The organism is Vicingus serpentipes (genome assembly GCF_007993035.1).
GTDB lineage: Bacteria > Bacteroidota > Bacteroidia > Flavobacteriales_E > Vicingaceae > Vicingus > Vicingus serpentipes.
On sequence record NZ_VOOS01000002.1, the window covers coordinates 202,552 to 228,695 of the forward strand.

Annotated in this window: 24 protein-coding genes; 14 read left to right on the forward strand and 10 right to left on the reverse strand. The window is 31.0% G+C overall.

Translation table 11 applies throughout. The features are described from left to right. Positions 1-57 precede the first annotated feature (57 nt). The 5 genes from FRY74_RS04885 to FRY74_RS13080 all read left to right on the forward strand — a co-directional run bounded on the left by FRY74_RS04885 (position 58) and on the right by FRY74_RS13080 (position 4,405). Positions 58-1,386, forward strand: coding sequence for an inositol-3-phosphate synthase (locus FRY74_RS04885; protein WP_147099195.1), 1,329 nt, complete (start codon positions 58-60; stop codon positions 1,384-1,386). Between the two features lie 68 nt (positions 1,387-1,454). Beyond that, complete coding sequence (locus FRY74_RS04890) at positions 1,455-1,913, forward strand: phosphatidylglycerophosphatase A family protein (RefSeq protein WP_147099197.1); 459 nt, start codon at positions 1,455-1,457, stop codon at positions 1,911-1,913. Next, positions 1,910-2,299 (forward strand): GtrA family protein, encoded by a 390-nt coding sequence (locus FRY74_RS04895; RefSeq protein WP_147099199.1) that lies wholly within the window; start codon positions 1,910-1,912, stop codon positions 2,297-2,299. Before FRY74_RS04890 ends, FRY74_RS04895 begins: the two co-directional genes overlap by 4 nt. Positions 2,300-2,378: 79 nt before the next feature. Then, positions 2,379-4,031 carry an ABC transporter substrate-binding protein gene (locus FRY74_RS04900; protein WP_147099201.1) on the forward strand — a complete coding sequence of 551 codons (1,653 nt, stop codon included), beginning with the start codon at positions 2,379-2,381 and terminating at the stop codon, positions 4,029-4,031. A gap of 137 nt (positions 4,032-4,168) precedes the next feature. Continuing rightward, positions 4,169-4,405, forward strand: coding sequence for an energy transducer TonB (locus FRY74_RS13080; RefSeq protein WP_147099771.1), 237 nt, complete (start codon positions 4,169-4,171; stop codon positions 4,403-4,405). Between the two features lie 34 nt (positions 4,406-4,439). Here the strand turns inward: FRY74_RS13080 and FRY74_RS04910 are convergent, their stop codons facing one another. The 3 genes from FRY74_RS04910 to gcvT are packed head-to-tail and all read right to left on the reverse strand — an operon-like array spanning position 4,440 to position 7,273. After that, positions 4,440-5,438 (reverse strand): zinc dependent phospholipase C family protein, encoded by a 999-nt coding sequence (locus tag FRY74_RS04910; RefSeq protein WP_223265827.1) that lies wholly within the window; start codon positions 5,436-5,438, stop codon positions 4,440-4,442. Continuing rightward, a complete protein-coding gene (locus FRY74_RS04915; RefSeq protein WP_147099203.1) occupies positions 5,439-6,176 on the reverse strand; it encodes a 2-phosphosulfolactate phosphatase in 738 nt (245 codons plus the stop codon). 2 nt (positions 6,177-6,178) lie between these two features. Then, positions 6,179-7,273, reverse strand: a complete 1,095-nt coding sequence (gene gcvT, locus FRY74_RS04920; RefSeq protein WP_147099206.1) for a glycine cleavage system aminomethyltransferase GcvT — start codon at positions 7,271-7,273, stop codon at positions 6,179-6,181. Between the two features lie 178 nt (positions 7,274-7,451). Here gcvT and pruA point away from each other — a divergent pair, with 178 nt between their 5' ends. Beyond that, positions 7,452-9,077, forward strand: a complete 1,626-nt coding sequence (pruA, locus tag FRY74_RS04925; protein ID WP_147099208.1) for an L-glutamate gamma-semialdehyde dehydrogenase — start codon at positions 7,452-7,454, stop codon at positions 9,075-9,077. A 77-nt stretch (positions 9,078-9,154) separates the two neighbouring features. After that, on the forward strand, positions 9,155-9,814 hold the full coding sequence (locus FRY74_RS04930; protein WP_147099210.1) for a YceI family protein: 660 nt from the start codon (positions 9,155-9,157) through the stop codon (positions 9,812-9,814). 75 nt (positions 9,815-9,889) lie between these two features. Here the strand turns inward: FRY74_RS04930 and FRY74_RS04935 are convergent, their stop codons facing one another. The 3 genes from FRY74_RS04935 to FRY74_RS04945 all read right to left on the reverse strand — a co-directional run bounded on the left by FRY74_RS04935 (position 9,890) and on the right by FRY74_RS04945 (position 13,951). Continuing rightward, the gene (locus tag FRY74_RS04935) at positions 9,890-10,273 is read right to left on the reverse strand and encodes a DUF1987 domain-containing protein (protein ID WP_147099212.1); all 384 of its coding nucleotides are present in this window, start codon (positions 10,271-10,273) and stop codon (positions 9,890-9,892) included. A gap of 17 nt (positions 10,274-10,290) precedes the next feature. Continuing rightward, positions 10,291-10,836 (reverse strand): SiaB family protein kinase, encoded by a 546-nt coding sequence (locus tag FRY74_RS04940; RefSeq protein WP_147099214.1) that lies wholly within the window; start codon positions 10,834-10,836, stop codon positions 10,291-10,293. A gap of 94 nt (positions 10,837-10,930) precedes the next feature. Further along, complete coding sequence (locus FRY74_RS04945) at positions 10,931-13,951, reverse strand: SpoIIE family protein phosphatase (protein WP_170227949.1); 3,021 nt, start codon at positions 13,949-13,951, stop codon at positions 10,931-10,933. A 206-nt stretch (positions 13,952-14,157) separates the two neighbouring features. On the opposite strand from FRY74_RS04945, the gene FRY74_RS04950 reads away from it, so the two are divergent. Genes FRY74_RS04950 through FRY74_RS04960 form a run of 3 tightly spaced genes read left to right on the forward strand, consistent with a single transcriptional unit; the run spans position 14,158 to position 16,148 of the window. Then, complete coding sequence (locus FRY74_RS04950; RefSeq protein ID WP_147099218.1) at positions 14,158-14,901, forward strand: class I SAM-dependent methyltransferase; 744 nt, start codon at positions 14,158-14,160, stop codon at positions 14,899-14,901. Further along, positions 14,902-15,609 carry a ZIP family metal transporter gene (locus FRY74_RS04955; protein ID WP_147099220.1) on the forward strand — a complete coding sequence of 236 codons (708 nt, stop codon included), beginning with the start codon at positions 14,902-14,904 and terminating at the stop codon, positions 15,607-15,609. Next, entirely contained in the window at positions 15,609-16,148 is a 540-nt protein-coding gene (locus FRY74_RS04960) for a GNAT family N-acetyltransferase (protein WP_147099222.1), read from the forward strand. The genes FRY74_RS04955 and FRY74_RS04960 overlap by 1 nt, the downstream gene beginning before the upstream one ends. Positions 16,149-16,181: 33 nt before the next feature. Here FRY74_RS04960 and FRY74_RS13085 read toward each other — a convergent pair whose 3' ends face one another. From FRY74_RS13085 to FRY74_RS04975, 3 genes are all read right to left on the reverse strand, one after another. After that, on the reverse strand, positions 16,182-16,415 hold the full coding sequence (locus FRY74_RS13085; protein WP_147099224.1) for a 30S ribosomal protein THX: 234 nt from the start codon (positions 16,413-16,415) through the stop codon (positions 16,182-16,184). 79 nt (positions 16,416-16,494) lie between these two features. Next, entirely contained in the window at positions 16,495-17,685 is a 1,191-nt protein-coding gene (locus tag FRY74_RS04970) for a M20 metallopeptidase family protein (RefSeq protein ID WP_147099226.1), read from the reverse strand. A 1-nt stretch (position 17,686) separates the two neighbouring features. Further along, positions 17,687-20,887, reverse strand: a complete 3,201-nt coding sequence (locus FRY74_RS04975) for a BamA/TamA family outer membrane protein (RefSeq protein ID WP_147099228.1) — start codon at positions 20,885-20,887, stop codon at positions 17,687-17,689. A gap of 153 nt (positions 20,888-21,040) precedes the next feature. Between FRY74_RS04975 and FRY74_RS04980 the strand changes: the two genes are divergently transcribed. Continuing rightward, the gene (locus FRY74_RS04980) at positions 21,041-21,679 is read left to right on the forward strand and encodes an MBL fold metallo-hydrolase (RefSeq protein WP_147099230.1); all 639 of its coding nucleotides are present in this window, start codon (positions 21,041-21,043) and stop codon (positions 21,677-21,679) included. 6 nt (positions 21,680-21,685) lie between these two features. Further along, entirely contained in the window at positions 21,686-22,228 is a 543-nt protein-coding gene (locus tag FRY74_RS04985; protein WP_147099232.1) for a hypothetical protein, read from the forward strand. Here FRY74_RS04985 and FRY74_RS04990 read toward each other — a convergent pair. Next, positions 22,209-22,691 carry a regulatory protein RecX gene (locus FRY74_RS04990; protein WP_147099233.1) on the reverse strand — a complete coding sequence of 161 codons (483 nt, stop codon included), beginning with the start codon at positions 22,689-22,691 and terminating at the stop codon, positions 22,209-22,211. The genes FRY74_RS04985 and FRY74_RS04990 overlap by 20 nt on opposite strands. A 35-nt stretch (positions 22,692-22,726) precedes the next feature. Between FRY74_RS04990 and FRY74_RS04995 the strand changes: the two genes are divergently transcribed. Both FRY74_RS04995 and paaZ read left to right on the forward strand, forming a co-directional pair. After that, positions 22,727-24,007, forward strand: coding sequence for an MFS transporter (locus tag FRY74_RS04995; protein ID WP_147099235.1), 1,281 nt, complete (start codon positions 22,727-22,729; stop codon positions 24,005-24,007). 90 nt (positions 24,008-24,097) lie between these two features. Continuing rightward, the gene (paaZ, locus tag FRY74_RS05000) at positions 24,098-26,143 is read left to right on the forward strand and encodes a phenylacetic acid degradation bifunctional protein PaaZ (protein ID WP_147099237.1); all 2,046 of its coding nucleotides are present in this window, start codon (positions 24,098-24,100) and stop codon (positions 26,141-26,143) included. Position 26,144: the final 1 nt, after the last annotated feature.

Here is a 26,144-nt window from a genome sequence, read left to right on the forward strand (position 1 = left end):
ATCATATATTTGCAATCTTATTTTCAAGAAATTTATCTATAAATAATTAAATATACTATGAGTTCAAACATTGCTAGTGCTGACGGTAGATTAGGTATCTTATTACCTGGATTAGGTGCAGTTGCAACAACTTTAATTGCTGGGGTTCACGCAGTAAACAAAGGTATTTCTAAACCAATTGGTTCTACATCTCAAATGGGAACAATAAGAATTGGTAAAAGAACAGAAAACAAAACCCCATTAATTAAAGACTTTATTCCATTGGCTGACATTAGCAAAATTGCTTTTGGTGGTTGGGATATTTTCGAAGATAACGTTTATCAATCTGCTGTTCACGCAGGTGTTTTAGATAGATACTTATTAGAACAATTGAAACCGGAATTGGAAGCTATTAAACCAATGAAAGCTGTCTTTGATAAAAAATATGTTACTAAATTAGAAGGTACGTACTACAAAACAGGCGCTACTAAAATGGATTTAGCTGACCAATTAAGAGAAGACATTAGAAACTTTAAAACTGAAAACAACTGTGATCGTTTAGCTATGGTTTGGTGTGGTTCTACTGAAATTTACATTGAAGAAAGTGCTGTTCATCAAACAATTGAAAGCTTAGAAGAAGGTTTAAGAAATAACGATGAGAACATACCTTCAAGTATGATTTATGCTTACGCAGCTATTATGGAAGGAGTACCTTATGCAAATGGTGCTCCTAACTTATCTGCTGATATACCTGCATTAATTGCTTTAGCAAAAAGAAATGGTGTGCCAATTTGTGGTAAAGATTTTAAAACAGGACAAACGTTAATGAAAACAATTTTAGCTCCTGGTTTAAAAACTCGTTCTTTAGGTATTGCTGGTTGGTTTTCTACAAATATTTTAGGAAACAGAGATGGTGAAGTTTTAGATGATCCTGCAAGTTTCAAAACTAAAGAAATGTCTAAACTTAGTGTGTTAGATAGTATTTTAGAACCAGAAAAAAATCCTGATTTATATAAAGATTTATACCACAAAGTTAGAATTAACTACTACCCTCCTCATGGTGACAACAAAGAAGGATGGGATAACTTAGATATTTTTGGATGGTTAGGTTACAAAATGCAAATTAAAGTCGATTTCTTATGTAGAGATTCAATTTTAGCCGCTCCATTAGTTTTAGATTTAGCTATATTTTTAGATTTAGCTTCTAGAGCAAATATGAGTGGTATTCAAGAATGGTTGTCGTTTTTCTTTAAAGCGCCTCAAACGCCAACTAAAAACATGCAGCCATTACACGATATCTTTAAACAAGAAATGAAATTGAAAAATACTTTACGTCATTTACAAGGTGAAGATTTAATCACTCATTTAGGTTTAGATTACGAAGAAGAAGCTACGCAAAACGCTTAATCTAAATAAATAGATACTAAAAGCTGCTAAATCGAACATTTAGCAGCTTTTTTTTACCTTTACTTTAAATGAAAATCATACACACCATAATAGCAACCGCTTTTGGAGCAGGTTTTTCTCCTTTTGCACCAGGTACCGCTGGAGCAATTGTAGCATGTGGAATTTTATGGTTAATTGAAAAATTAGAGTTATTTACAACTTACTCAATATCATATCTATTATTAATTCTTGTTTGCACTGGTTTAGGAGTTGTTTCTACGAATTACCTTGAAAAACATTGGGGAAAAGACCCCTCGAAAGTTGTAATGGATGAAGTGATTGGCATGTGGATAGCAATGGCTTTTATTCCTTTTTCATATTTAAATATATTATTGGCTTTTATTTTATTTCGCTTTTTTGATATCGCTAAACCATTAGGGATTAGAAAACTAGAAAAATTACCTGGAGGAATTGGCGTAATGGCTGATGATGTTTTAGCTGGAGTATATGCTAACATCGTTCTTCAGGTTATTATTATATTTATTTGAAAAAAGCATTAATTATATCATTTTTAAGATATCAAGTTGCAGCAATTATTGCAACTATGGTCGATTTTTTTGTATTAATTATTCTTACAGAATTATTTAATGTTTGGTATGTTGCCTCAACAGCTATTGGTGCTTTTTGTGGTGCTTTAACTAATTTTATAATTTGTAGATATTGGGCATTTGTAAACTCATCAAACAACCTAAGTAATCAAATTGTTAAATACACCTTAGTTTCAGCTGGTAGTTTAGTACTAAATACCTTGTTTGTTTATTTACTTACCGATTTTGGTGGAGTTACCTACTCTATTTCTAAAATCATTACAGCAATTTTTATTGCTATATTTTACAATTTCACCCTTCAAAAATACTACGTGTTTAAACAATAATGTGTTGATAAGAAGAAATTCATCCTTCTTATAAACAGTATTGTTTTAATTAACATTACATATCAAAATTTGTAATGTTATGAGACTACTTTCTACTTTAACTCTTCTACTTTCTATCTTTTTATTTTCTTGTGGTAAAAACGATAAAGCTAAAGCTATTGATGGTAAAAAAATATTTAGATACAATGAAGCTGCAGGCATTACTTCTTTAGACCCTGCAAGATCTAGAAACAGAGAAAACATTTGGGCATGTAATCATTTATATAATGGTTTGGTACAAATGGATGACAACCTTAAAATTCAACCATCAATTGCTTCTAGATGGGAAATTTCTGAAGACGGAAAAACTTACACTTTTTACCTACGAAATGATGTTACTTTTCATGATCACGAATTATTTCCAAATGGAAAAGGAAGGAAAGTAACAGCTAAAGACTTTGTATATAGCTTTAATAGAATAATTGATGAAAAAGTAGCTTCACCTGGAGCGTGGATTTTTAATAACTTAGATTTTATCGAAGAATTTAATTTTGAGCCATTTGTAGCACTTAATGACACTACACTTCAAATTCATTTAAGCCAATCCTTCCCTCCTTTCTTAGGTATTTTAACGATGCAATATTGTTCTGTGGTAGCTCATGAAGTTGTTGAATATTACAGAAACGATTACGGAAATAATCCTATTGGAACTGGACCTTTTAAATTTAAAATGTGGGATGAAGGAAATAAAATGGTTTTCCTAAAAAATGAAAACTATTTTGAGGAAGATGATGATGGTTCTAGTTTGCCATACATTGATGGTGTTGCTATTACCTTTTTAAAAGATAGAGAAGTTGAGTTCTTTAAATTTTTAGGTGATGAGTTTGATTTTGTAAACGGACGAGAAGGTGAAAATAGAGATAATTTATTTACTCCTGAAGGTAAATTAAAACCTGAATACCAAGATAAATATGACCTACAAGTAAGTTCTCAACTTAATACGGAGTATTTAGGTTTTTTAGTGGATGAAGATTTAGATATTGTTGCCAACAGCCCTTTAAAGAAAAAAATGGTTAGACAAGCAATTAACTATGCTTTTAACCGAAAACAAATGATGACTTACCTTAGAAAAGGAATAGGAACACCAGCAAACGCAGGTTTTATTCCAAAAGGATTACCTTCTTTTAACGATAGTATTGTAAAAGGGTATTCTTACAATCCTGAAAAAGCAAAAGAATTATTGTATGCTGCTGGTTTCCCTAATGGTAAAAACTTACCAGAAATTACTTTATTTACCACTGCTACTTATGTTGATTTATGTGAGTTTATTCAACACCAATTAATTGAAGTTGGTATTAAAACCAAAGTAGAGATTTTACAACCAACAACGCACAGAGAATTAATTTCTCGTTCTAAGCTTAACTTTTTTAGAAAATCGTGGATGGCAGATTACCCAGACGCTGAAAACTATTTAGCATTATTTTACAGTAAAAACTTTACGCCTCACGGTCCAAACTATACACACTTTAAAAACTTTCAGTTTGATAAGTTATATGAAATGTCGCAATTAGAAACTAATGATTCTGCTCGATACCATTTGTACCAAGAAATGGATAAAATAATTATTGAGGAAGCGCCAATTGTTCCGTTGTATTACGACCAAGTAGTTCGTTTAACTAATGGTAAAGTAAAAGATTTAGGCATTAATGCCTTAAATTTATTGACTTTAAAGAAAGTTAAGATTGAGAAGTAAACTTGTATAAAAAAAAGAATAATGAAATCAAATGTTAAACTTTTAGTTTTATCATTAATATTCTGTGCCTCTAATATTAATTTATGTGCTCAGGAAACTAATGAAAATTAACTGAAACATTCTATTCTTATAGTTTCATATACCCTCAAAAAGCTCTTGAAGCTAGGATAACTGGAACAATTACTTTAATTTTTGACATAGATTCTGCATGTAATTTTATTAATATATCTCAAGATACAACTCTAGGTTATGGATGTGATGAGTTTGCTTTAAAAACGCTTCAACATGTTGAAGAACAAAGGAAAATAGAAAATAAACTAAAATGCAAAAAATCATACAACCACAAAATACCCGTTAAATTCAGACTTGAGTGAAAATTTCACACATATTAAAGTTATTAATGTATAGTCAATTCTGATGATCTCTACCCTTAATCTTGTTCGATTTATAGAGTTTTTCTAATTCATTATCTTCTTTGGTAATTTGCTCGGAAGGTTGCTTTTCTAACAATTCATTTAGGTTAGGTTGTCCAGCATTTACCCATGCGGTGTACCAGTAGCTCCCAACTGTAATAATTGATTTTGTTAAACGTCTTTCAATCATTCCATTTAGCATTTCGTTATACGTATCAGAATACTCCTCAGAGTAAGTTTTCATTAAAACTGTCCCCCTATTTTCAAAAGTATATTTTTGGTCTTTAGGAAACTCATCATTTAACTGGCGTTCTAAATCCAATACAGAGTCTTTAGCTCCAAAACTTTGTTTTACCGTTTCCCATTCGTCTTCTAAAATATTCTCTACATACTTTGCTCTACCTACAAAGTAATCGTAATCTTTTGCTTTTAACTCAGGAATTCTCGATTCCCAAAACCCATGTATTCCTCGTTGTCCGGTTAATTGTCCGTTATAATTTTCGGTAGTATGCAAAGGCACATGCGAATCGCCAATATAATGCCCTAAGTCGGCAGAAACTCTTAATATTTGGTCGTAATCTTTTGCCTCAAACGCTTTAGTTAATCGCATTACCATTACATTAACATGCCAAGGCACTATTCCGTAAGCTTGTAAAGTATCTTCTGTAAACTTCTCAACCGCATCATACCATTTTTTAGGCATCACTTCAAAAGGATCTTCTCCATTATGCACATAATGATCAATATCTATGTAATGTCGAGGAGCTTCTCCTTCGGTAGAATATCTTCTTTTATCAGGATCTACAGCATGTTCGGTAATATATTCAATGTTTTTTTTATAAAACTTAATCATCTCTGGCGGCAAAGTAAATACAGCCATTCGATTAATTTTTTTGTGCCCAAAAAAACCCCATGAATAAGTTTGGTGTTTATTAAAAAAAAGAAGAGTAATGAAAATCATTACTCCTACAATATATTTAAAACCTATTTTCATTTAACCTTTCACAATTTTACCATTCAATAAAACCGGTACGTTTTTAGATTGATTTAATTTTAAACAATAAAGAATATCTTCTTCAAGATTTAATTTACTTAGTCGTTTACGATGTGAAGACTCTGATAAAAATCCAAATAAATCATCTTTCGCTTTTAAATAAAGATCTTTTGAAGCTATTGCTGAATCTTGTAAATCAGCAAAACGTAAATTTTCAGCCAGCTTTTCAACTACAGCACCTGCAAATAAAGTATCTTCTAAGTTAAATCTATCTTTCCAACCAGCACAAAAAAGAATTACATCCTTATCTAAACGTTCTAAATATTTACAAACTGCATCTAAATTAGCAAACGATCCTATTACCACATTGCTAGCTTCTTTAGCTAATTCTACTGCTTTTGTTCCGTTAGTAGTAGTTAATACTATATCTTGTCCACTAAATTTACCAGATTTAAAAGTTATTGGAGAATTACCAAAATCAAAACCTTCAACAACTTCTGCTTGGCGTTCAGCTCCTACTAAAAAACCTTTTTCTTTATACTCGTAAGCTTCATCAATTGTCGCCACCGGAATAACACCTGTAACGCCATTATCTATTGCCGAGCATATTGCTGATGTTGCCCTAAAAACATCAATAACTACAACAGCACAGTTTTTATCCTGAAAATAAACAGGAAACAATGCTGGTGAAAAACATACTTCAACTTTTCTCTTACTACCAGATGATTCTTCGCTCATTTTTAACCTTTATAAAATGGCATTTTCACCACCTGTGCTTTAATATTTTTATTACGTATAGAAATGTAAATTTCTGAACCAGCTTTAGCAAATTCAGTTTTTACGTAACCCATCCCTATTGCTTTGTTTAATGATGGAGCCATTGTTCCAGAAGTTACTATTCCAATGTTATTACCATCAGCATCAACTATTTCATAATCATGACGAGGAATACCTCTATCTATTAATTCAAAGCCAACTAACTTTTTACTAACTCCATTTTCTTTCTGATTTTTTAAAAAATCAGCATTCACAAAATCTTTAGTAAATTTTGTTATCCAACCTAAACCAGCTTCTATAGGTGAAGTCTCATCATTTATATCATTTCCATATAAACAGAAACCCATTTCTAATCTCAAAGTGTCTCTACAGGCTAAACCTGCCATTTGAGCATTTACAGCTTTTCCAGCTTCTAAAACTGCATCAAATATTTTTTCAGCATTGGCATTGTCAAAATATATTTCAAAACCTCCAGCACCAGTATAACCAGTAGATGAAACAATAACATTATTAACACCAGCAAAAATTCCTTTTTGAACAGTGTAATAAACCATATCTAAATCCATATTAGTTAATGGAGCTAACATTTTTTGTGCATTTGGTCCTTGAACTGCTAGCAAAGAAATATTATCTGAAACATTTTTAATATCAACATTGTTTGTATTATGTTTTTCTACCCAAGCCCAATCTTTATCTAAATTAGCACCATTTACGACCAACATATATTCGTTCTCTGCCAACATATAAACCAACAAATCATCTACAATACCACCATCATAATTAGGAAAACAAGAATATTGAACCTTTCCTGGAACTAATACCGAAGCATCGTTAGAAGTAATTCTATTAATCAACTCTAAAGCACCTTCTCCTTTTACCATAAACTCTCCCATATGAGATACATCAAAAATTCCAACGTTATTTCTAACATTTAAATGTTCATCAGTTAAACCTGTATATTGTAATGGCATATTGAATCCTGCAAAAGGAACAATCTTAGCTCCTAAGTCTATATGTTTTTGCTTTAAAGCAATATCTTTTAAATCTAAAACTTCCATACGATAATAATTAAATGAGGAACAAATGTATTAATAAATACACAATCTTTTTATGCTAAAAATTCACTTAATTGTTATTTCCAAAAAGTATCTGTGTTTATAAACGATAAAGGCTTTTTTTGTTGATTTATAACTCTTAATTTTGAGTAGAAATTTATTCATTTTAAATATAAAATTTATGTCAAACGCTTATTTTCAAGTACCAATGGCTGAGAACGAGCCTGTACAAGGTTATGCTCCCGGAAGTGAAGAAAAAGAAGAATTACAAGCTGCAATAGCTGAATTAAAATCTAACCCTATTGATGCTCCTATGGTTATAGGAGGAAAAGAAGTTAGGACAGGTAATACTGTTTCTATGCATCCTCCACACGATCATGCTTATAATTTAGGTAGTTTCCATATGGGAGATAAATCTCATGTAGAAGCTGCAATTAATGCTGCACTTACAGCTAAAAAAGAATGGGCAAATACGCCTTGGCAAGATAGAGCTGCTATCTTTTTAAAAGCAGCTGAATTATTAGCTGGTCCTTTTAGAGCAAGAATGAATGCTGCAACAATGCTTTGCCAAAGTAAAAATGCTTTTCAAGCTGAAATTGATGCTTCTTGTGAGTTAATTGACTTTTTTAGATACAATGTTCAATATATGACTGAGGTTTATGCTGAACAACCAGAATCTGCTCCAGGAATATGGAATAGATTAGAATATAGACCATTAGAAGGATTTATTTTTGCAATTACCCCATTCAACTTTACATCTATAGCAGCTAACTTATGCGCTGCTCCTGCAATGATGGGGAATGTTGTAGTTTGGAAACCGTCAGACACTCAAATCTATTCAGCACAAGTTATAATGGATTTGTTTAAGGCTGCTGGTTTACCTGATGGTGTTATTAATATGGTTTATTGTGATGGACCTGCTGCTGGTGATGTAGTATTTAACCACCCTGATTTTGCTGGGTTACATTTTACTGGTTCTACAGCTGTGTTTAAGCATTTATGGAAAACTATAGGTACAAACATTGATAAATACAAAACTTACCCTAGAATTGTAGGTGAAACAGGTGGTAAAGATTTTATTATTGCTCATAAATCTGCAAATGCAAAAGAAGTAGCTACTGGAATTTCTAGAGGTGCTTTCGAATTTCAAGGTCAAAAATGCTCTGCAGCATCTAGAGCGTATTTACCAAGTAATATTGCAAATGAAATTATAGAACAAGTTAAAACTGATGTAAACTCATTTAAAATGGGGAACCCAGAAGATTTTAGCAACTTTATTAATGCTGTAATTGATGAGCGTAGTTTTGATAAGATTGCTGGATTTATTGACTATGCTAAATCAAGTGATGATGCTGAAATAATTGCTGGTGGTAATTACGATAAATCAAAAGGATACTTTATCGAACCTACAGTAATTGTAACTAAAAATGTAAAGTTTAAAACAATGTGTGAAGAAATTTTCGGCCCCGTAATGACAATTTATATTTACGATGCTGATAAATTTGAAGAAACATTAGAGATTTTAGACCAAACATCTGAGTATGCTTTAACTGGAGCTATTTTCTCTACTTGTAGATATGCAATTGGTACAGCAACTAAAATGTTGGAAAACTGTGCTGGTAACTTTTACATAAACGACAAACCAACAGGTGCTGTTGTTGGTCAACAACCATTTGGAGGCGCTAGAGGTTCTGGAACAAATGATAAAGCTGGTGCTGCAATGAATTTATTACGTTGGGTTTCTGCTAGAACAATTAAAGAAACATTTGTCCCTGCAACAAATTATAGATATCCTTTTTTAGGGTAACCAATTAATAACGAAAATGAAAAGGCGAATAGTTTATTCGCCTTTTTTAAGTTTAACCTTTTATAAAAAAAATTACTATGAAAAAAATATTAATTCCTGTAGCAATAATTACTTCAGCTTTTTTTAGCTCATGTGGTGGAGAAAATCATGAAGCAAACGCAACAGAACAACTTCAATCAGGAAACAAAGAAGAAATTTGTTTTTATGAATATGATAAAGAATCTACAGCTACTGTTAAATGGACAGCCTTTAAAACTTCTGACAAAGTAGCTGTTGGAGGCACATTTAATAGCGTACTGATTAAAGCTGGTGAAAAATCAACCAAATTAACTGAGGTATTACAAACGATAACTTTTACAATACCTACAAAAAGTACTAATACAACTAATCCAGATAGAGATTCTAAAATTATTAATTCATTTTTTGGAAAAATGCTTAATACTGATTTAATTTTAGGTCACGCTAAAAGTGTTGAAGGTGATAATGAAAGTGGATCAATGACATTTTATTTAACATTAAATGATATTGAAAAAGAAGTTACTTTAGCTTATACTGTAATAGATACAACGGTTAAATTAACAGGAGAAATAGATATTAATAACTGGAATGCTGAAACTGCGCTTAAAGAATTAAATAAAGTATGTGAAGATTTACATAAAGGTGCTGATGGTGTAAGCGTAACATGGCCTAATGTTGAATTAGAAATTGAAGCTAAACTTTCAAAAAGATGCCATTAAGTTTAAAATAGGAAGCATTAAAAAAGCCCAACTAAAATTAGTTGGGCTTTTTTAATATTCTAAAGAAAGAAAAAATTAATCTTCTTCTACTTCAATCATCTTAAAAGGTACGCTAATAATTGCTTGGTAATCTTCACCTGCTTCTAACATATCCTCATCATCTTCCTCGTAAAACCAGTTAATTGTTACTTCACTAGATCCAGAGTTAATTGCTTCTAATTTTTTAAAAACATCCAAGATACACTTAGAAGAACTTGTATTAAAATATTCCAATTGAATATCAACTTTAGTTGTAGGTTTAGCACTACTATTATAAGCATCTAAAACATCTACCAAAGGCTTGTAAAATTCAATTGAATTTTCAGGAATAGATCTTCCTTTCAATAATAAATACCCAGTATTTGGGTCAAATTTTATTGTTGGTGTTTTTGGTGAACCTTCAATTACTAACTCTTCCATTTTTTATCTTTTATTTTTTATTGTGCAATTTTTACATTTAAACTGAAAAAAGAGAATTTATCATCCACATCAGCAAAATCATATTCTAATTTTTTACCTGATTTCCTAGCAATATCAATCATTCCTAGACCACCTCCACCTTTAGCAGACATCTCTCCATTATTCAGTACTTCTTTATAGTAAACTTTTAACTCTTCTTTATCCATAGAGTTAATTGTATCAAGTCTAGATTTCATTAAATCCATATTCTCAACTGCCATATAGTTTCCAGTCATAATAGAATATTCACCTTCCTCATTTTTTCGTATCATAAATAAAGCGCTCTTTTCATTTTGAGCGGTTTTTTTATCATCTTCATCAATGTGGTGATATAAATTTTGTAAACATTCTACAAGAATGTTATAAACCTTTTTCTTGATTTTAGGAGGCTCATCTAAAGTCTCCATTTTAGTTTCCATAATTTGGAGAATTGAGGTCAATAAATCAGAAGTTACCTCCCCTTTAAAGGAAAGCATTATATTGCCTTGTTCCATCATGTCATAAAAATCGTGTATACTTTTCATCATCTATACTTCAACTTCCAAATATGTTTTTCAAAGATATTAAATTGAATGAATTATACAAGTTTAATATAAATAAATTTTGAAAAACGTGTTATTAATCAATTTTTATACCAGTAAGTAAAACATCATCTAATTGATTGATACTTCCTTTCCAGGTTAAAAATTCTTTTTCTATTTTATTTTTTTGAGTAGCAATAGCCATATCTGACACTTCTACCAATAATTGTTTTAACCTTTTCGTTAAATATTTCTTTCCTTTTTCTCCTCCAAATTGATCCGCAAAACCATCACTATACATATATATATTATCATTTTTCAATAATTGAATTGTATTTGGTTTAAACACAAAATCTAACTCAGTCCTTCCTCCTATTGACTTTTTATCTGGTTTAAATTCTATTACTTCTTTATCTCTTACTATTGTTAATGGACGATTAGCTCCCGAATATTGTAATACATTATTTTCATCTATAGAAATAACAGCAATATCCATCCCATCATTTGTACTATAAGATATGTCATCATTATTAAACGCATTTAATACCCCTTTGTTCAATTTGGTTAAAATATTAGAAGTATCTGTTATTTGATTTTCACTAATAATGTGGTTTAATAAATCATTTCCCAACATTGACACAAAGGCACCTGGCACACCATGTCCAGTACAATCGGCAACAACGAATATTCTTTTATTATTTTGAATAGTTGTCCAATAAAAATCTCCACTTACAATATCTCTAGGCAAATAATAAATAAAATTTTGAGGAAATATATTTTTTACTTCTTCTTGCTTTGGTAAAATCGCTTCTTGTAAGCGCTTTGCATAATTGATACTATCTTTAATATCAGTTAGAGCTTCTCCAAGTTGTGTGTTTTTTTCTCTAATTTCTTTCGTTCTAATTGCTATTACACCTTCTAATTTTTCATTAGCTACTTTTAATCTATAAACACTCACTCTAACTATTATATATATTAGCACAATTAATAAAACACCATAAATTACATAAGCATACCATGTTCTATACCATGGAGGTAGCACAATAAACTTATATGTAGCTTCAATCCCTTTATTATTATAAGTGTTTTTTGAACGGACTCTAAACTTATAGTTCCCCTCATATAGGTTAGTATATTGTTTTTTAGTATCATTTGTCCAATCAGACCATTCCTCATCAAAACCTTCTAATTTGTATTGATACTTATTTCTCTTTTCATCTAAAAAATTAGTACAACTAAATTCAAATTGAAGTGAATTATAATCATAACCTATCTTAACTGAATTCTTCCTTATAAAATAATCTCCTTTATGTATAATTGAATCTTTACCCAACGAAACTTTGTTGATTAAAGAGTAAAAAATACTATTGTATTTAACTGTATTTTTAATGTAGTTATATTTCATTAGGCCTTCTACACCGCCTAACCATATATCTCCATTTATTTCTGGATACATAGCGTAAATAATACCTTGTGGCAAACGATTAAATTGCTCGTAATTCCAAATTGGAGTATTATTATGTGTTTTAACATAACCAAGTCCTTCATTATTATTATCAATAGTAACAGGAGCGTACATCCAAACATTATCTAAATAATCTTCTTGCAAACGATAAATTATTCGCGTTCCATTCGCGAAAGAGTTTCCTAATATTGTATCTAAATAAAAAGAGAATTCACCATTGGTTTCTTCTTTCTTTTTCATAAGCCCTTTATCTGTACTAAAAACCATTTCATTTTGATAAGAGAAAACATCTACCTCATAACCAAACAAACCTTCATCTACACTATAGCTTTTATGTTTTACATTTTTAGGTGAGAAATCAGCTGTCAATTCATAGGTTAAATTAATAGCTCCATCAACATAAGTACCTAACCAAAGATTATTTTCTGATTCTTCGTAAAGACTTCTAACTTGATATTTCAAAGTATCTAAACTATATTCTTTCCATAAATTACTAAATAATATAAAAGAAACTTCACTTTCTTTACCAGCAAAAACAAGGTTAGAGTAATAGTTCGATTTTTCTAGAGTATATGTTATATCATTATTTTGACGTGTTATAACTCCTTGTTTATTTAAGCTATAAATACCCGAACTTGTAGCAATTAATAAATGATTATTAACTTCTAGCAAATCCCAACACTGCGATTTAATTTTAGTTTTAAGATTAAAAACTAATTTATCACCATATTGTGTTTCTTGCTTATTTACTTCATAAAGCCCAACTGAGGTTGCTAAATATAACTTATTATTAAATCGCGTTATACTCATTATGGTTCCATCAATACCAACATTTTGATTGTAAAGCGAAAAAGGACAATTGTATTCAATTTTAGTAATTCCTTTATCTAACATTAACCAAATATTACCTTGTTTATCGTGATAAGCACTCCAGCAGGTTTGATTTTGAACGCCAGATTCACTATTAAATATTTCTACAATTTCGCCTATCTGATTAATGATAATTATACCGTTTTTTAATGTTGATAAACAAACGTTACCGTCAGGCAATTCAATAGCTGAATACAATTCACTACTTTTAAAAATCTCTTTTGTTTTTTTGTCACCAATTTCATAAATCGTATCAGCAGAATAATAATAAAGCCCACTATTTCTTGTTACCACCATTAAACCTTTTCGATTAGCAACAACAGAATAAATTTTCATTCCTGTAAAAAAATCACCATCAGGAAGTGGTTCAATTTTTTCATTTTTAAATTCAACTAATCCATCAGTAGTTGTTGTAGTGTAAATTCTATTTTTAATTTTAGCAAAAAGTTGCCCTCCCTTATCAACTAGCTTCGATAATTTGTTATCTTGATATTTTAGAATATATTTATCGGTTGAAAAATATGTTCTATCTTTTTCGACCACAATATTCCAAACACTACCAAAATCATTAAAACTTTCATCTATAGAATCAGAAATTGAAGAAAAATTCAAACTTCCTTTCTCATCAGTTTCCAAAAACCCTATTTGATCATATCCTCCAGCTACAACTTTTCCGTTTGAAGCAATAGCTAACGAACGAATAATGGATTCATTAGGAGAACTAATTACATCCCATTTATTCCCATTAAAGGTTAAAACTCCATAGTTATTAGCAAAATACATAATGCCGTGTTTATCCTGTACAGCATCCCAATTTTGAAAAAAGGCATTATAATCTTTTGCAGTATAATTACTTACAAAGGGTTTTGAAAACTGTCCAAACAAACCGATTGAACAACATAAAAATGTTAGAAAGACAAAAAAAGCCCTATTAAACATATAATTACAATAATGGTTTTACTTTTGCGAACTGAAAAATAGATTAAATAATGTCAAAAAACAAAGATAATTTGAATTGGTTTGAGGATTGGTTCGATTCTCCTTACTACCATATACTTTATAAAAATAGAGATATGGTTGAGGCTGAAACATTTATCGCTAATTTATTAGGGTATTTAAAACCTTTAAAAACTGACCATTTATTGGACGTTGCTTGTGGCAAAGGAAGACACGCAAAAACAATGAACGACTTAGGATTTAATGTTGATGCTTTTGATTTATCTGAAAACAGTATTGCAAGTGCAAAGCAATTTCAAAACGAAAGATTAAAGTTCTATGTAAACGATATTAGAAAGCCTTTAAACACTAACCATTACCAATTTGCTTTTAACCTATTTACAAGTTTTGGCTACTTTGATGACGACAATGACAATATACTTGCTATAGATGCTATTGCAAAGAGCTTATTTAATGACGGAACGTTAGTTTTAGATTTTATGAATGCCTCTAAAATTATTGCTGAATTAGTAGAAGCTGAAACAAAAATGATAGAAGGTATTACTTTTAAGATTACAAAAAGTGTAGTTGATAATTTTATTATAAAACAAATTGATTTTGAGGATAAAGGCAACTCCTACTCTTTTCAGGAACGTGTAAAAGCAATTACGCAAAAAGATTTTATTCGCTACTTTAATTTAGCTAATTTAAAAATTGAAGCTACCTTTGGCGATTACGATTTAAACCCTTTTAACGAAAACACTTCGGAGCGTTTAATAATAGTAGCAAAAAAGTAAATGAACGATTTTATAATTTATATCTCTTTGTTTTTGGTTGCCTTTTTAGGCGGACTACTTGTTATTTGGAAAAAACCCAAAGTAAATCAAAATTTTAAGTTACTACTTTCGTTTAGTGGTGCATTTTTATTGGCTATTTGTTTTCTTCATCTTATACCTGAGTTGTATCACGATTACAGCCCTTCTATTGGTTTATTTATATTAATAGGTTTTGTACTGCAATTATTATTAGAGTTTTTCTCTCAAGGTATTGAACATGGGCATTTACATTATCACGGAGATAAAAAAACAATTTTCCCTTACACAGTATTTATAAGTTTATGTTTTCATGCCTTAATGGAAGGTATGGCTTTAACCGATCCTCATCATCACGATGATGGACAACCATTATTGCTGGGTATATTAATTCATAAATTTCCTGTGGCAATTATTTTATGTACTCTTTTACTAGCTAGTGGTATTAAAAACAGTAAATTAATACTTTCGCTTATTGTATTCTCGTTAGCTGCTCCAATAGGTTTGTTTATTGCTAATCAATTAGGAAACTCTTTAAATTTTGACACAAGCATATTTTTAGCTTTAGCAGTTGGTATATTTTTACACATTTCAACCACCATACTATTTGAAACCAGTGAAGGACATAAATTTCATTTAAAGAAATTTGTGAGCATCATTATTGGTTTAGTGGCTGCTGTAATTATGCTGTAATGAAAATTGAACAAGCTAATAAAAGTCAATTAAATCAGCTTTTATTAATAGCTAATAGTGCTTTTGGCGATAAATTTATTTCCAAACAAGAGTTATCAACCTACATTAACCAACCTAACCAATACTTATTTGTTGCTATTATTGATAATGAAGTTGTTGGTTTTATAAGTGCCGAAACCTGTAATAAAACAGAACTACTTAACAAAGTTTTACAACCAATAAACTTACCCAAAAACATAACTAATACTGGCTGGATAAAACAAGTTGCAGTGAACCCTAATTGTTTTAGAAAAGGGATAGCTAATAAGCTACTTCATTCGGTAACAACAGCACTTAAAAATACTTGTGATACTTTATTTTGTATAAGTTGGAAAAAAGGAGCTGTAACCCCAATGAGCAACTTATTACTAAAAAACAAGTTTACATTACACAAAACCATACCCAACTATTGGTACAACGACAGTTTAACAAAACAATACAACTGCGACATTTGTGGAACACCACCTTGCAAATGTAGTGCTGAACTATATTTACAATAAAAGAGGCAACTATTGGTTGCCTCTTTTATTGTGTTATTTATCTTCTGCTTTTTTCTTAGCTGGAGCTTTTTTCGCAGCAGGTTTCTTTGCCGCTGCTGGCTTTTTAGCTGCAACTTTCTTAGGAGCTGCTTCTTCTACTTTTTCTACCTTCTTCGCTTTAGGCTTCGATTTTACAACTACAACCTTAGCAGATTTTTTTGGTCTGGTTACACCATAACTACCTGAAGTAATTTTTCCTTTTTTAGTCTTTTTATCGCCTTTACCCATATTTTTATAATGTTTTGTAGTTCATAATCAAACAAATATAAAAAAAAGAGACGACTTTGCCAAGTGGTAAATGAGCTCCTTAAACTTGTAATTCTTTAACGGTTAACCAAGCCATAAGTCCCATTCCAGTCTCTAAAGCATCTTCGTCAACATTAAAAGTTGAAGTATGTAAACCAGAATTAATTTGTTTTTGGTCGTTTTTAACACCTAACCTGTAAAAGCAAGTGGGTAAAATTTGAGAGTAAAAAGCAAAGTCTTCGGCAGTCATTCTTAAATCTAAATCAACCACATTTTCAGTTCCTAAATATTCTATTGCTCCTTGTTTCGCTCTTGCTGTTAATTCCTCATCGTTTACCAAAAATGGATAACCTACATGAATATCAAAAACACACTCTCCACCCATTCCCTCTGCAATGTCTTCAGCCATTTTCTTCATTTTTTGATGCGCTTTAGCTCTCCATTCCTCATTCATGGTTCTAAAAGTACCTTCTATCTTTACTTCATCGGGTATTACATTGGTCGCACCCTCTCCTATTATTTTACCAAACGACAATACCGTTGGCACTGTTGGATGCGCACTTCTACTTACAATTTGTTGTAAAGCAACTATAATGTGCGATGCTATTAAAATTGGGTCAACATTTAATTGTGGTAAAGCAGCATGACCTCCTTTACCTTTTACGGTTACATAAATTTCATCTGCCGATGCCATATACATTCCTGGTCTAAAACCTACTTTACCAGCTTCTAATTGCGGGTAAACATGTTGTCCAAACATTTTACTTGGCGAAGGGTTTTCTAATCCTCCTTCTTTTATAATCAAAGATGCTCCTCCTGGTATAATTTCCTCTCCTGGTTGAAAAACCAATTTTACCGTTCCTTCAAACTCGTTTTTAAGCTCATTTAAAATTTTAGCCACACCTAACAATGATGAAGTGTGTACATCATGTCCACAAGCATGCATCACACCATTGTTTACCGATTTATAATCAACTTCGTTTGTTTCTAATATTGGTAGTGCATCGTGGTCGGAACGCAATGCAATTATTTTTTTTGTTGGATTTTTTCCTTCTATTAAAGCAATAATTCCTGTTTTAACCAATCTTTTTTGATTGGTAATTCCGTACTCATTGAGCTTACTCTCAATAAACTCAGCCGTTTTAAACTCTTGAAAAGAAAGCTCAGGGTTTTGATGTAAATGCTGACGAATAGCTATTACTTCTGCTTTATAAGCTGATGCTTTCTCTTTTATTATTTGAATAAAATCCATATTAAATATCTAAATTCAATGATAAATAAAATACCGGACGTTTTTTACTCACGCCATCTTCAACTCCCCAAGCCCAATCTGCTCTTAAAAAATAACCCAAAACAGTAGATCGGATACCAAAGCCATATCCACCAACTATAGGATAAATATCTTTATAAACTGTAACCGTTAAAGGGCCATCTCTAAGTACATCTTTTGTTACTCTATTTTCTTTCCCAAATGGATCTAAACCATCCCATGCCATACCTGCATCGGTAAATCCAATTACTTGGAAATTGCGAATAAAATTGGAGCGTATTGGTCGTCTAATAAAATAAGAGAATACAGGTAAACGAACCTCACTATTAATAACAGCAAAGTTACTTCCTCTTCTTATATTTTGTGGAAATCCACGCAAATTAGAAGCTAAAGCTTGAAAACGATAATTAATGTTAGGATTGATATCTTCTTGGTTAATAAATCGGTCAGCCCAACTTGCTTGATCAAACCAACCATCAACACTACCCAAGTAATATATCAATTTTTCTTTACCAAATGAAGAACTCGCTGCAATACGATTAACCCATATTAATTCTCGACTTAATTTAAATGAATGCCTAAAATCAAAACCAACCACTTGCATATTACCATTAACGCCATCATAATCATCTAGTGCTTCCTGATAATACTCTGCAAACAATTTAAATTTAGTACCGTAATAGATATTTAACATCTTAGGCAACGAATTATCAAAAACATAAGCAGCTTTAAAAACACCTCGATATTCGTTCAAATTTTTTGCTTCAAGCGAAGCTCTATCAATTGATTTAACTACAGTAATATCATTTCTAAAACCACCAGTAAGTTGAATGCTTGCAACTTCACTAAAAGGATATTTTGATGAATATTTTAACATGTTTGTTGTTACACCAAACACATCAAAACCATTGGTCGCATCAGCAGTTGTTCGCATAAATGTATACTCTTTATCCCAGCGATGAACTAAGTTTTGGTAAGTAATAAAATACTCTCGAGAGCCAGAAGACATTCTTATTCCTCCAAACAAACGGTAATCTTCAAACAAATCAATTACACCTAACTTCATAACCCCACCTACATCAGGCGCTGTAAATGGCCCGCCTGTAAAAATTTGATATTCTTGGTTAACAAAAGAGTTACTCAACTTAATACCCGAATTATCATTAAAAAATGAAAGGTTATAGTTTCGCTGATTAGGCAACTTGAACTCTGTAATAACAGAATCTTTAAGGTTGTCTTTCCCTCCTATTACAACTGTATTTTTTTGAATTTTAGATTTCTCTTTCTCAAATATATATTTATCAATATTCACTTCAGCAACTGCTGAATCAGGAGCTAACTTTATAGGGTTGAACAAAATAAAATTATCTATAGGTTTTTCAATTGACTTATTTTGAGTTAATGAATCTGAAATATTGCTATTTAAAGCATTTATAGAATCGATTTTTTCATTTACATCTTTAAACAATAAATGGTATTTATAATCATCTACAACAATTTCAGTAGCTTTTCCAGTCTGATTAACCGTATGTTCATTTAAGCCTCTATTATTTGTAACTGAGGATGTTTTCGCATCATAAAATTTATAATAATGGATTGAAGTATCAATGTGAGTTATAAAACTATCTTTAACAGCATAATAACGAGTATACACATTGTTTTTTTCACCAAGATAATACAAAGCTGAATCTATTCCGTAAGGTTGTATTTCGGATTGTTTAGGTGTTTCCGTTACTCGAGTTAGTTTTTTCGAATTATAATCCAATACCCAAATATCATAAAAGTGATTAAATAATTCATCCCCTTTTGGTTCATAACCCAATGAATCATTTGTTCGATTAGAGGTAAAAACAATTTGAGAAGAATTTTCAATAAATTTTGGATTTAAATCATCAAAAACATCTTTGGTTAAAGGTTTTTGAGAGTTAGCTCCAACATTATACAGATATAAATCAGACTGACCTTTTGCTAAAGCAGATAAAACCATTTGTTTGCCATCATCCGCATAGGCAAAATCTAAAACTTTTTCTAAATTAAACAATGGTTTCTCCTGAATTCCTCCTGAATTGATGTCAAAATAATGCATTAATAACAATCCTTTTTCTTCTGTTACAAACGCCAACACCTCGCTTGCTGGATGCCAAGCCAAAACTGGATAAGATTTATCATTAATTCGGTTTAATTTAAATTCACGCTTATATATTTTGTAACTTTTATCGTTTGATGGATAATAAACATAAAGCTTATACTGACCCATTTGATCTGTTATATAAGCAAAAGCCTCTCCGTTTGGACTAGCTTTAAACTGCCGGTACTCTCTTCTTTTTTTAATTTTTAATTGATCAAAAGCTTGGTATTGTTCTGGTTTCGATTTATAATTCTCAAATTCATGTTGGTAATAAGCAATCCATTCTTCATTTAAAGATTTAGTATTCATACCTAAAACATATAAAAACCCTCTATCCACACTTTGAGTAATACGAGTCATATATAAAATATTTGAAATAACCGACTCACCATATACTTCAGCAATATATGCCCACAAAGAATGACCTGCAATTATAGCTTCTTGATCATTTAATCGATTAAATTTCACATACTTACCTGAGCTAATTCCATCTCTAACCTCATTTTCAATTTTTGGATTCCAATTATTTGAAATATAAGAAGATAAACCTTTTAAATACCAATCGGGCAATGATAATAAACTTGAGTTTTTCAGTACTTGAGTCCAACTAGAGCCATATACTTGTTGATTAACCAAAACGGTAGCTATCCCCTCTTTAATTTGTCGGTCAAAATCGGCATGATTTCCATTAAAATAGATAAATACCTTAGAGCCCATTATCTGAGTTAAACCAGCTATTTCGCCATTTTCTAATCCTAAACCGATATTACTTTGCTTAAAGTCAGACTGTTTATTATAGATAATAAACTGGATTTTATCTCTTAAATCAAAGTCGAAAAGTTCTTCTTGTTCTAGTAAATATTTTCGAGCTGCTTTAGATGTATAAACCGCTAAATCTTTACCTCCAGTATAAAAATAGGTTTCGTATTGTTCAAATCGATAATATTTCCATTCAAACTCCTTAAATTGAACTCTGTTTTTACCAAACCCAACATTTGTTCCATTGTAAAACTGTGCTTGCAAAGTCCCTGATAGAGATATCAGGAAAAAAAGCACTACTGATAATTTTATATGAATACTTTGAGTATTAATAACTATTGTTTTGAAACGATTCGTAAAAATAAAGATTTTATAGTGATTTACTCCTTCTAATTACTTTAATTAAAACCCTTTTAATATTACTTTTGTTGTTTAAAAACAAGGCAAAAAATGATAACTATACACCACTTTACTTTTAACGGATTTCAGGAAAACACTTACCTTTTGTATGACGAAACAAAAGAATGTGTAATTATTGATCCGGGCTGCTACTCTAATACCGAACAACAAGAATTAGTTGACTTCATTGAAAAAGAAGGCTTAAAACCTGTTAAGTTATTAAATACGCATTGCCATATCGACCATATTTTAGGTAACAATTTTGTTTCAAAAACATTTAATATTGGGTTGGAAATGCATGAAAAAGACTTACCAACATTGCATACTACTACCGAATATGGTCATTTGTATGGCTTTACAGTTGATCAATCTCCTGAACCAACTAATTTCTTAAATGAAGGCGATATAATTTCTTTTGGAAACAGTACTTTAGACATTCTTTTTGTACCTGGACATGCTCCCGGACATATTGTTTTTGTTAATCATGAGCAAAAGTTTGCCATAAACGGAGATGTTTTATTTTATGGAAGCATTGGTAGAACCGATTTGCCTGGTGGTGACCACCAAACATTAATAAATAGCATTAAAACCAAAATATTTGCTTTGCCTAACGACTTTACAATTTATACAGGTCATGGCCCGGCTACTACTATAGGATTTGAAAAAGCTAACAACCCTTTTTTACAATAAATATAGTTGAAAGAAGTTGGCAAAATAAGAGAGCAGAGTTACACTCCTAAAAAAGACAAATCAAGAAGATTTATTACCCTTGCTATTTTTGCTTTTTTTGTAGGTACTTTTCTAATTATGGGATTTTTCCCTATTACTTTTATTAGTTTATTTACAACTTCAAAACTTATCGTTTTATTTACGGTAATCGGATTTTTAATTCCATTAAAAATATACAGCAAATACTTTCATTTTATAAAATATGAAACCATAATATTTAATATTCTAGGTGTTGGTCCTTTTTTAACTGGCTTATTTTTATGCTTAAACTTTTTATTTACTTCAAATCTACAAACAGCTAAATATGAGTTCAATGGATTTAAAACAAATAGTAACACCGTCGACTTATTAATTATAGAAAACAAACCAGAACTACCCATTGAAGCTTTTAATTGTCCACCCGAAATTTTACATCAAATGAAAGGAAATATTTTAAAAATCACTACTGGCGATGGACTGTTCGGTTTTGGAGTAATTAAAGACCGAGAAATTATTGCGAAAGATTATTAATCTTCAACTCACTTACTACAATTTCAGATTCATAGCCTTTAGAAAGAAGATAACGATATAGTTTATCTCTAAGTTCTAAATCGTCTTTTTGATTTAAAAGTGCTTTTTTCTTTTCAATTAAATATTTGATTGTTTTTTTATAATCTTCTTCATCAATATCGCTCAAATTCTTCTCAACTTCAGCCCCTCTTATCTTTTTTTGGAGTAACCCAGCTTTAATTTTATTTCTTCCCCACTTTTTAATTAAAAACTTTCCTCTAACGTAGTCTTCAACATATCTATTTTCATTTAAAAAGTCTTGGTCTATTAATGCATCTATTAATTTATCCCAATCTGATTTAGATAAACCCCAAGCCAAGAGTCGATTTTCAACATCTAAAACACAACGCTCTTGATAAACACAGTATCGCATAGCTTTTTCAAGCGCTTTTTGATAATCTATTTTTTTAGTTTTAATCTGCATTAATACACTAACTTTGTTCTCTCAAAAATAAACAATTGAAAAACAAAAAAGCACTAACCTTATTATTTACTGCTAATGCTATTTCTGGCTTTGCACAAGGTATAAGCATGTTAGCTATCCCTTGGTATTTTGCAGATGTTTTACACGATAGTGCTTCTTTTGGTATTATTTATTCTATCACAACTTTAGCCACACTTTTTTGGGGTTTATATTCAGGAACTCTAATCGATCGATTCCCTCGGAAAAATATTTTTTTAGCTTTATGTGCTTCAGGTTTTATTATTTTAACAACTGTAGCTAGTATTGGTTATTATTTAGGAGAAGTACCAACAATACTTGTTGCGCTTGTTTTTTGTGCAACCATATTTAATTACAATATGCACTACCCTAATCTTTATGCTTTTGGACAAGAAATAACCGAAAAAGAAAATTATGGAAAAACAAATTCCTTAATAGAAATTATTGGACAATCTACCAGTGTATTATCAGGAGCTTTCGCCGCACTATTATTAACTGGAATCAATAATGAATTATTGAACAGTTTAGGATTAGACTTTATAGCTGGATTAAGCATAAAACCTTGGAAACTCCATGAAATATTTTTACTTGATGCCTGCACATATGTAGTTGCTTTTTCACTTATTTGGTTTATAAAATACACTCCTGTAAAACCTAAAATTATTGATACTGGGAGCATTGCAACTCGACTAAAACAAGGTCTTATATTTTTAAAAAAATATCCTTTATTATTTTACTTTGGAACTGCTTCATTTGCAATATTTGTTGTCCTTTTAATCCATGTTCATCAACTTATGCCTATTTATGTAAACAACCATTTAAAAGCTAGTGGAGGTATTTATGCTATTGCTGAGATGACTTACGCTCTTGGAGCGCTATTAGCTGGTATTGGCATTAGATGGGTATTTAAAAACACTAATTCCGTTAAAGCAATTATTATTTTAATGATTGCTAGTATTATTGCTTTTGAACTTTTGGTAGTTACCAAAAGCCCATACATATTATCTTTTGTTTGCTTTGTTTTAGGAATCTCAAATGCTGGATCACGAATATTAAGAATAACCTATCTATTTAATCACATTCCAAATCATATTATTGGTAGAACTGGTAGTGTTTTTCAAGCACTAAATATTTTATCTAGATTTCTTTTGATATCAATTTTTGCAATCCCTTTTTTCGGATTTAATAATAATATTATTTATGCATACATAATCGGAGGCTTATTCATTTTAGCATCCATTATTCCTCTAACTATTTTTTATAAAAAGTTGATTTCTTTTAAAATAGATGAAGAATAAAACTTTTCCTTTTAAGCTTTGCTTAAACCCTTGTTAAATAAAAGTCAAACTAGTAATTTAGAAACCTTAAATAAAACTGAAACTATCAATATGAAACTACAAAATTACGCTCAAGGCAGATGGGTTGAAGGAGCTGAAGAAGGAAAGCCTTTATTTAATGCACTTACAGGAGAACAAATTGCTACAGCATCAAGCAAAGGATTAGATTTTGCAGAAATGATGCACTATGCAAGAACTGTTGGTGGTCCAGCTCTTCGTAAAATGGATTTTCAGGAAAGAGGTTTAATGTTAAAAGCATTGGCTTTGCATTTAATTAGTCAAAAAAAGAAATTTTATACACTTAGTGCTGCTACTGGTGCAACAAAAGTTGATAGCTGGATTGATATTGAAGGTGGAATTGGAAACCTATTTGCAAACGCTAGCTTAAGAAGACAATTTGGTAACGAAACATTTTATGTAGATGGAGATGTTGCTCCATTATCTAAAGAAGGTACTTTTATTGGTCATCATATAATGGTACCAAAACAAGGAGTTGCTATACATATCAATGCTTTTAACTTCCCTATATGGGGAATGCTAGAAAAGATTGCTGTTAACTTTATGGCTGGAGTTCCTGCTATTGTAAAACCAGCAACCATTACCTCTTTCTTAACTGAATTAATGGTTAAAGAAATTATTGACTCTAAAATATTACCTGAAGGTGCTTTACAATTAATTTGTGGCTCCGCTAATGGAATTTTAGACCATGTGCAAAGTCAAGACGTAGTTACCTTTACTGGTTCTGCTTCTACTGGACAAATGTTAAAGTCTCATCCTAAATTAATTGAAGAAGCTGTTCCTTTTAATATGGAAGCTGATTCATTAAATGCATCTATACTAGGAGAAGATGCTGTCCCTGGAACAGAAGAATTTGATTTATTCATCAAAGAAGTACAACGTGAAATGACTGTAAAAGCTGGTCAGAAATGTACAGCTGTTAGAAGAATTATAGTTCCAGAAAATTTAGTAGAAGATGTACAAATAGCTCTAGGGCAACGTTTAGCTAAAACAACCATTGGTGACCCTTCTGTAGAAGGTGTTAGAATGGGTTCTTTAGCTGGACAAGAACAATTAAGAGAAGTAAAAGAAAAGGTTGAACTGTTAGCAAAAACTCAGGAAATGGTTTTTGGTGACATGGATAATTTTGAAGTAACTGGAGCGGATAAAAACAAAGGAGCATTTATGTCTCCTATCCTATTTTTAAATAATGATCCGTTTAATAATACCGATTGTCACAACATTGAAGCTTTTGGACCAGTTTCTACAATTATTCCTTACAAAAATTTAGAAGAAGCTATAGAATTAGCTAAAATGGGTAAAGGTTCATTGGTTTGTTCTATTGTAACAAACGATGATAAAATTGCTAAAGAATTCGTCATGGGAGCTGCTGCAATGCATGGACGTATATTAATATTAAATGCAGCTTGTGCTAAAGAAAGTACTGGACATGGTTCTCCTCTCCCGCTATTAACTCATGGTGGTCCTGGTCGTGCAGGAGGTGGAGAAGAAATGGGTGGTAAACGTGGTGTAATGCATTATATGCAACGAACTGCAATTCAAGGTTCACCAACTATGCTTACTAAAATTACCAATCAATACCATTATGGAGCAGAACAGTTAGAATTTGATAAACATGTTTTTCAGCGTTATTTTGAAGAAATCCAAATTGGAGAAACTGTAATAACAAGAAAGCATACTGTTTCAGAAACTGACATTATAAACTTTGCAAATGTGAGTGGAGATAATTTTTACGCTCATGTAGATGCTACTTCTTTAGAAGGAACAATATTTGAACGCAATGTTGCTCATGGTTATTGGGTATTATCTAAAGCTGCCGGTTTATTTGTTGATGGAAAAAAAGGACCTGTTTTATTAAATTATGGCTTGGACGAATGTAGATTTACAAAACCTGTTTATCCAGGGATGACAATAGGAGTTCGATTTACAGCTAAAGAAAAAATTGCTCAAGAGAAAAAAGATGAGGATGATATCAAAAAGGGAATTGTAAAATTCTTAGTTGATGTTTATGATGAAACTGGAGAAACGGTAGCTTTAGCGACCATTTTAACAATGGTTAAATTTAAAAATCAAGATTAAT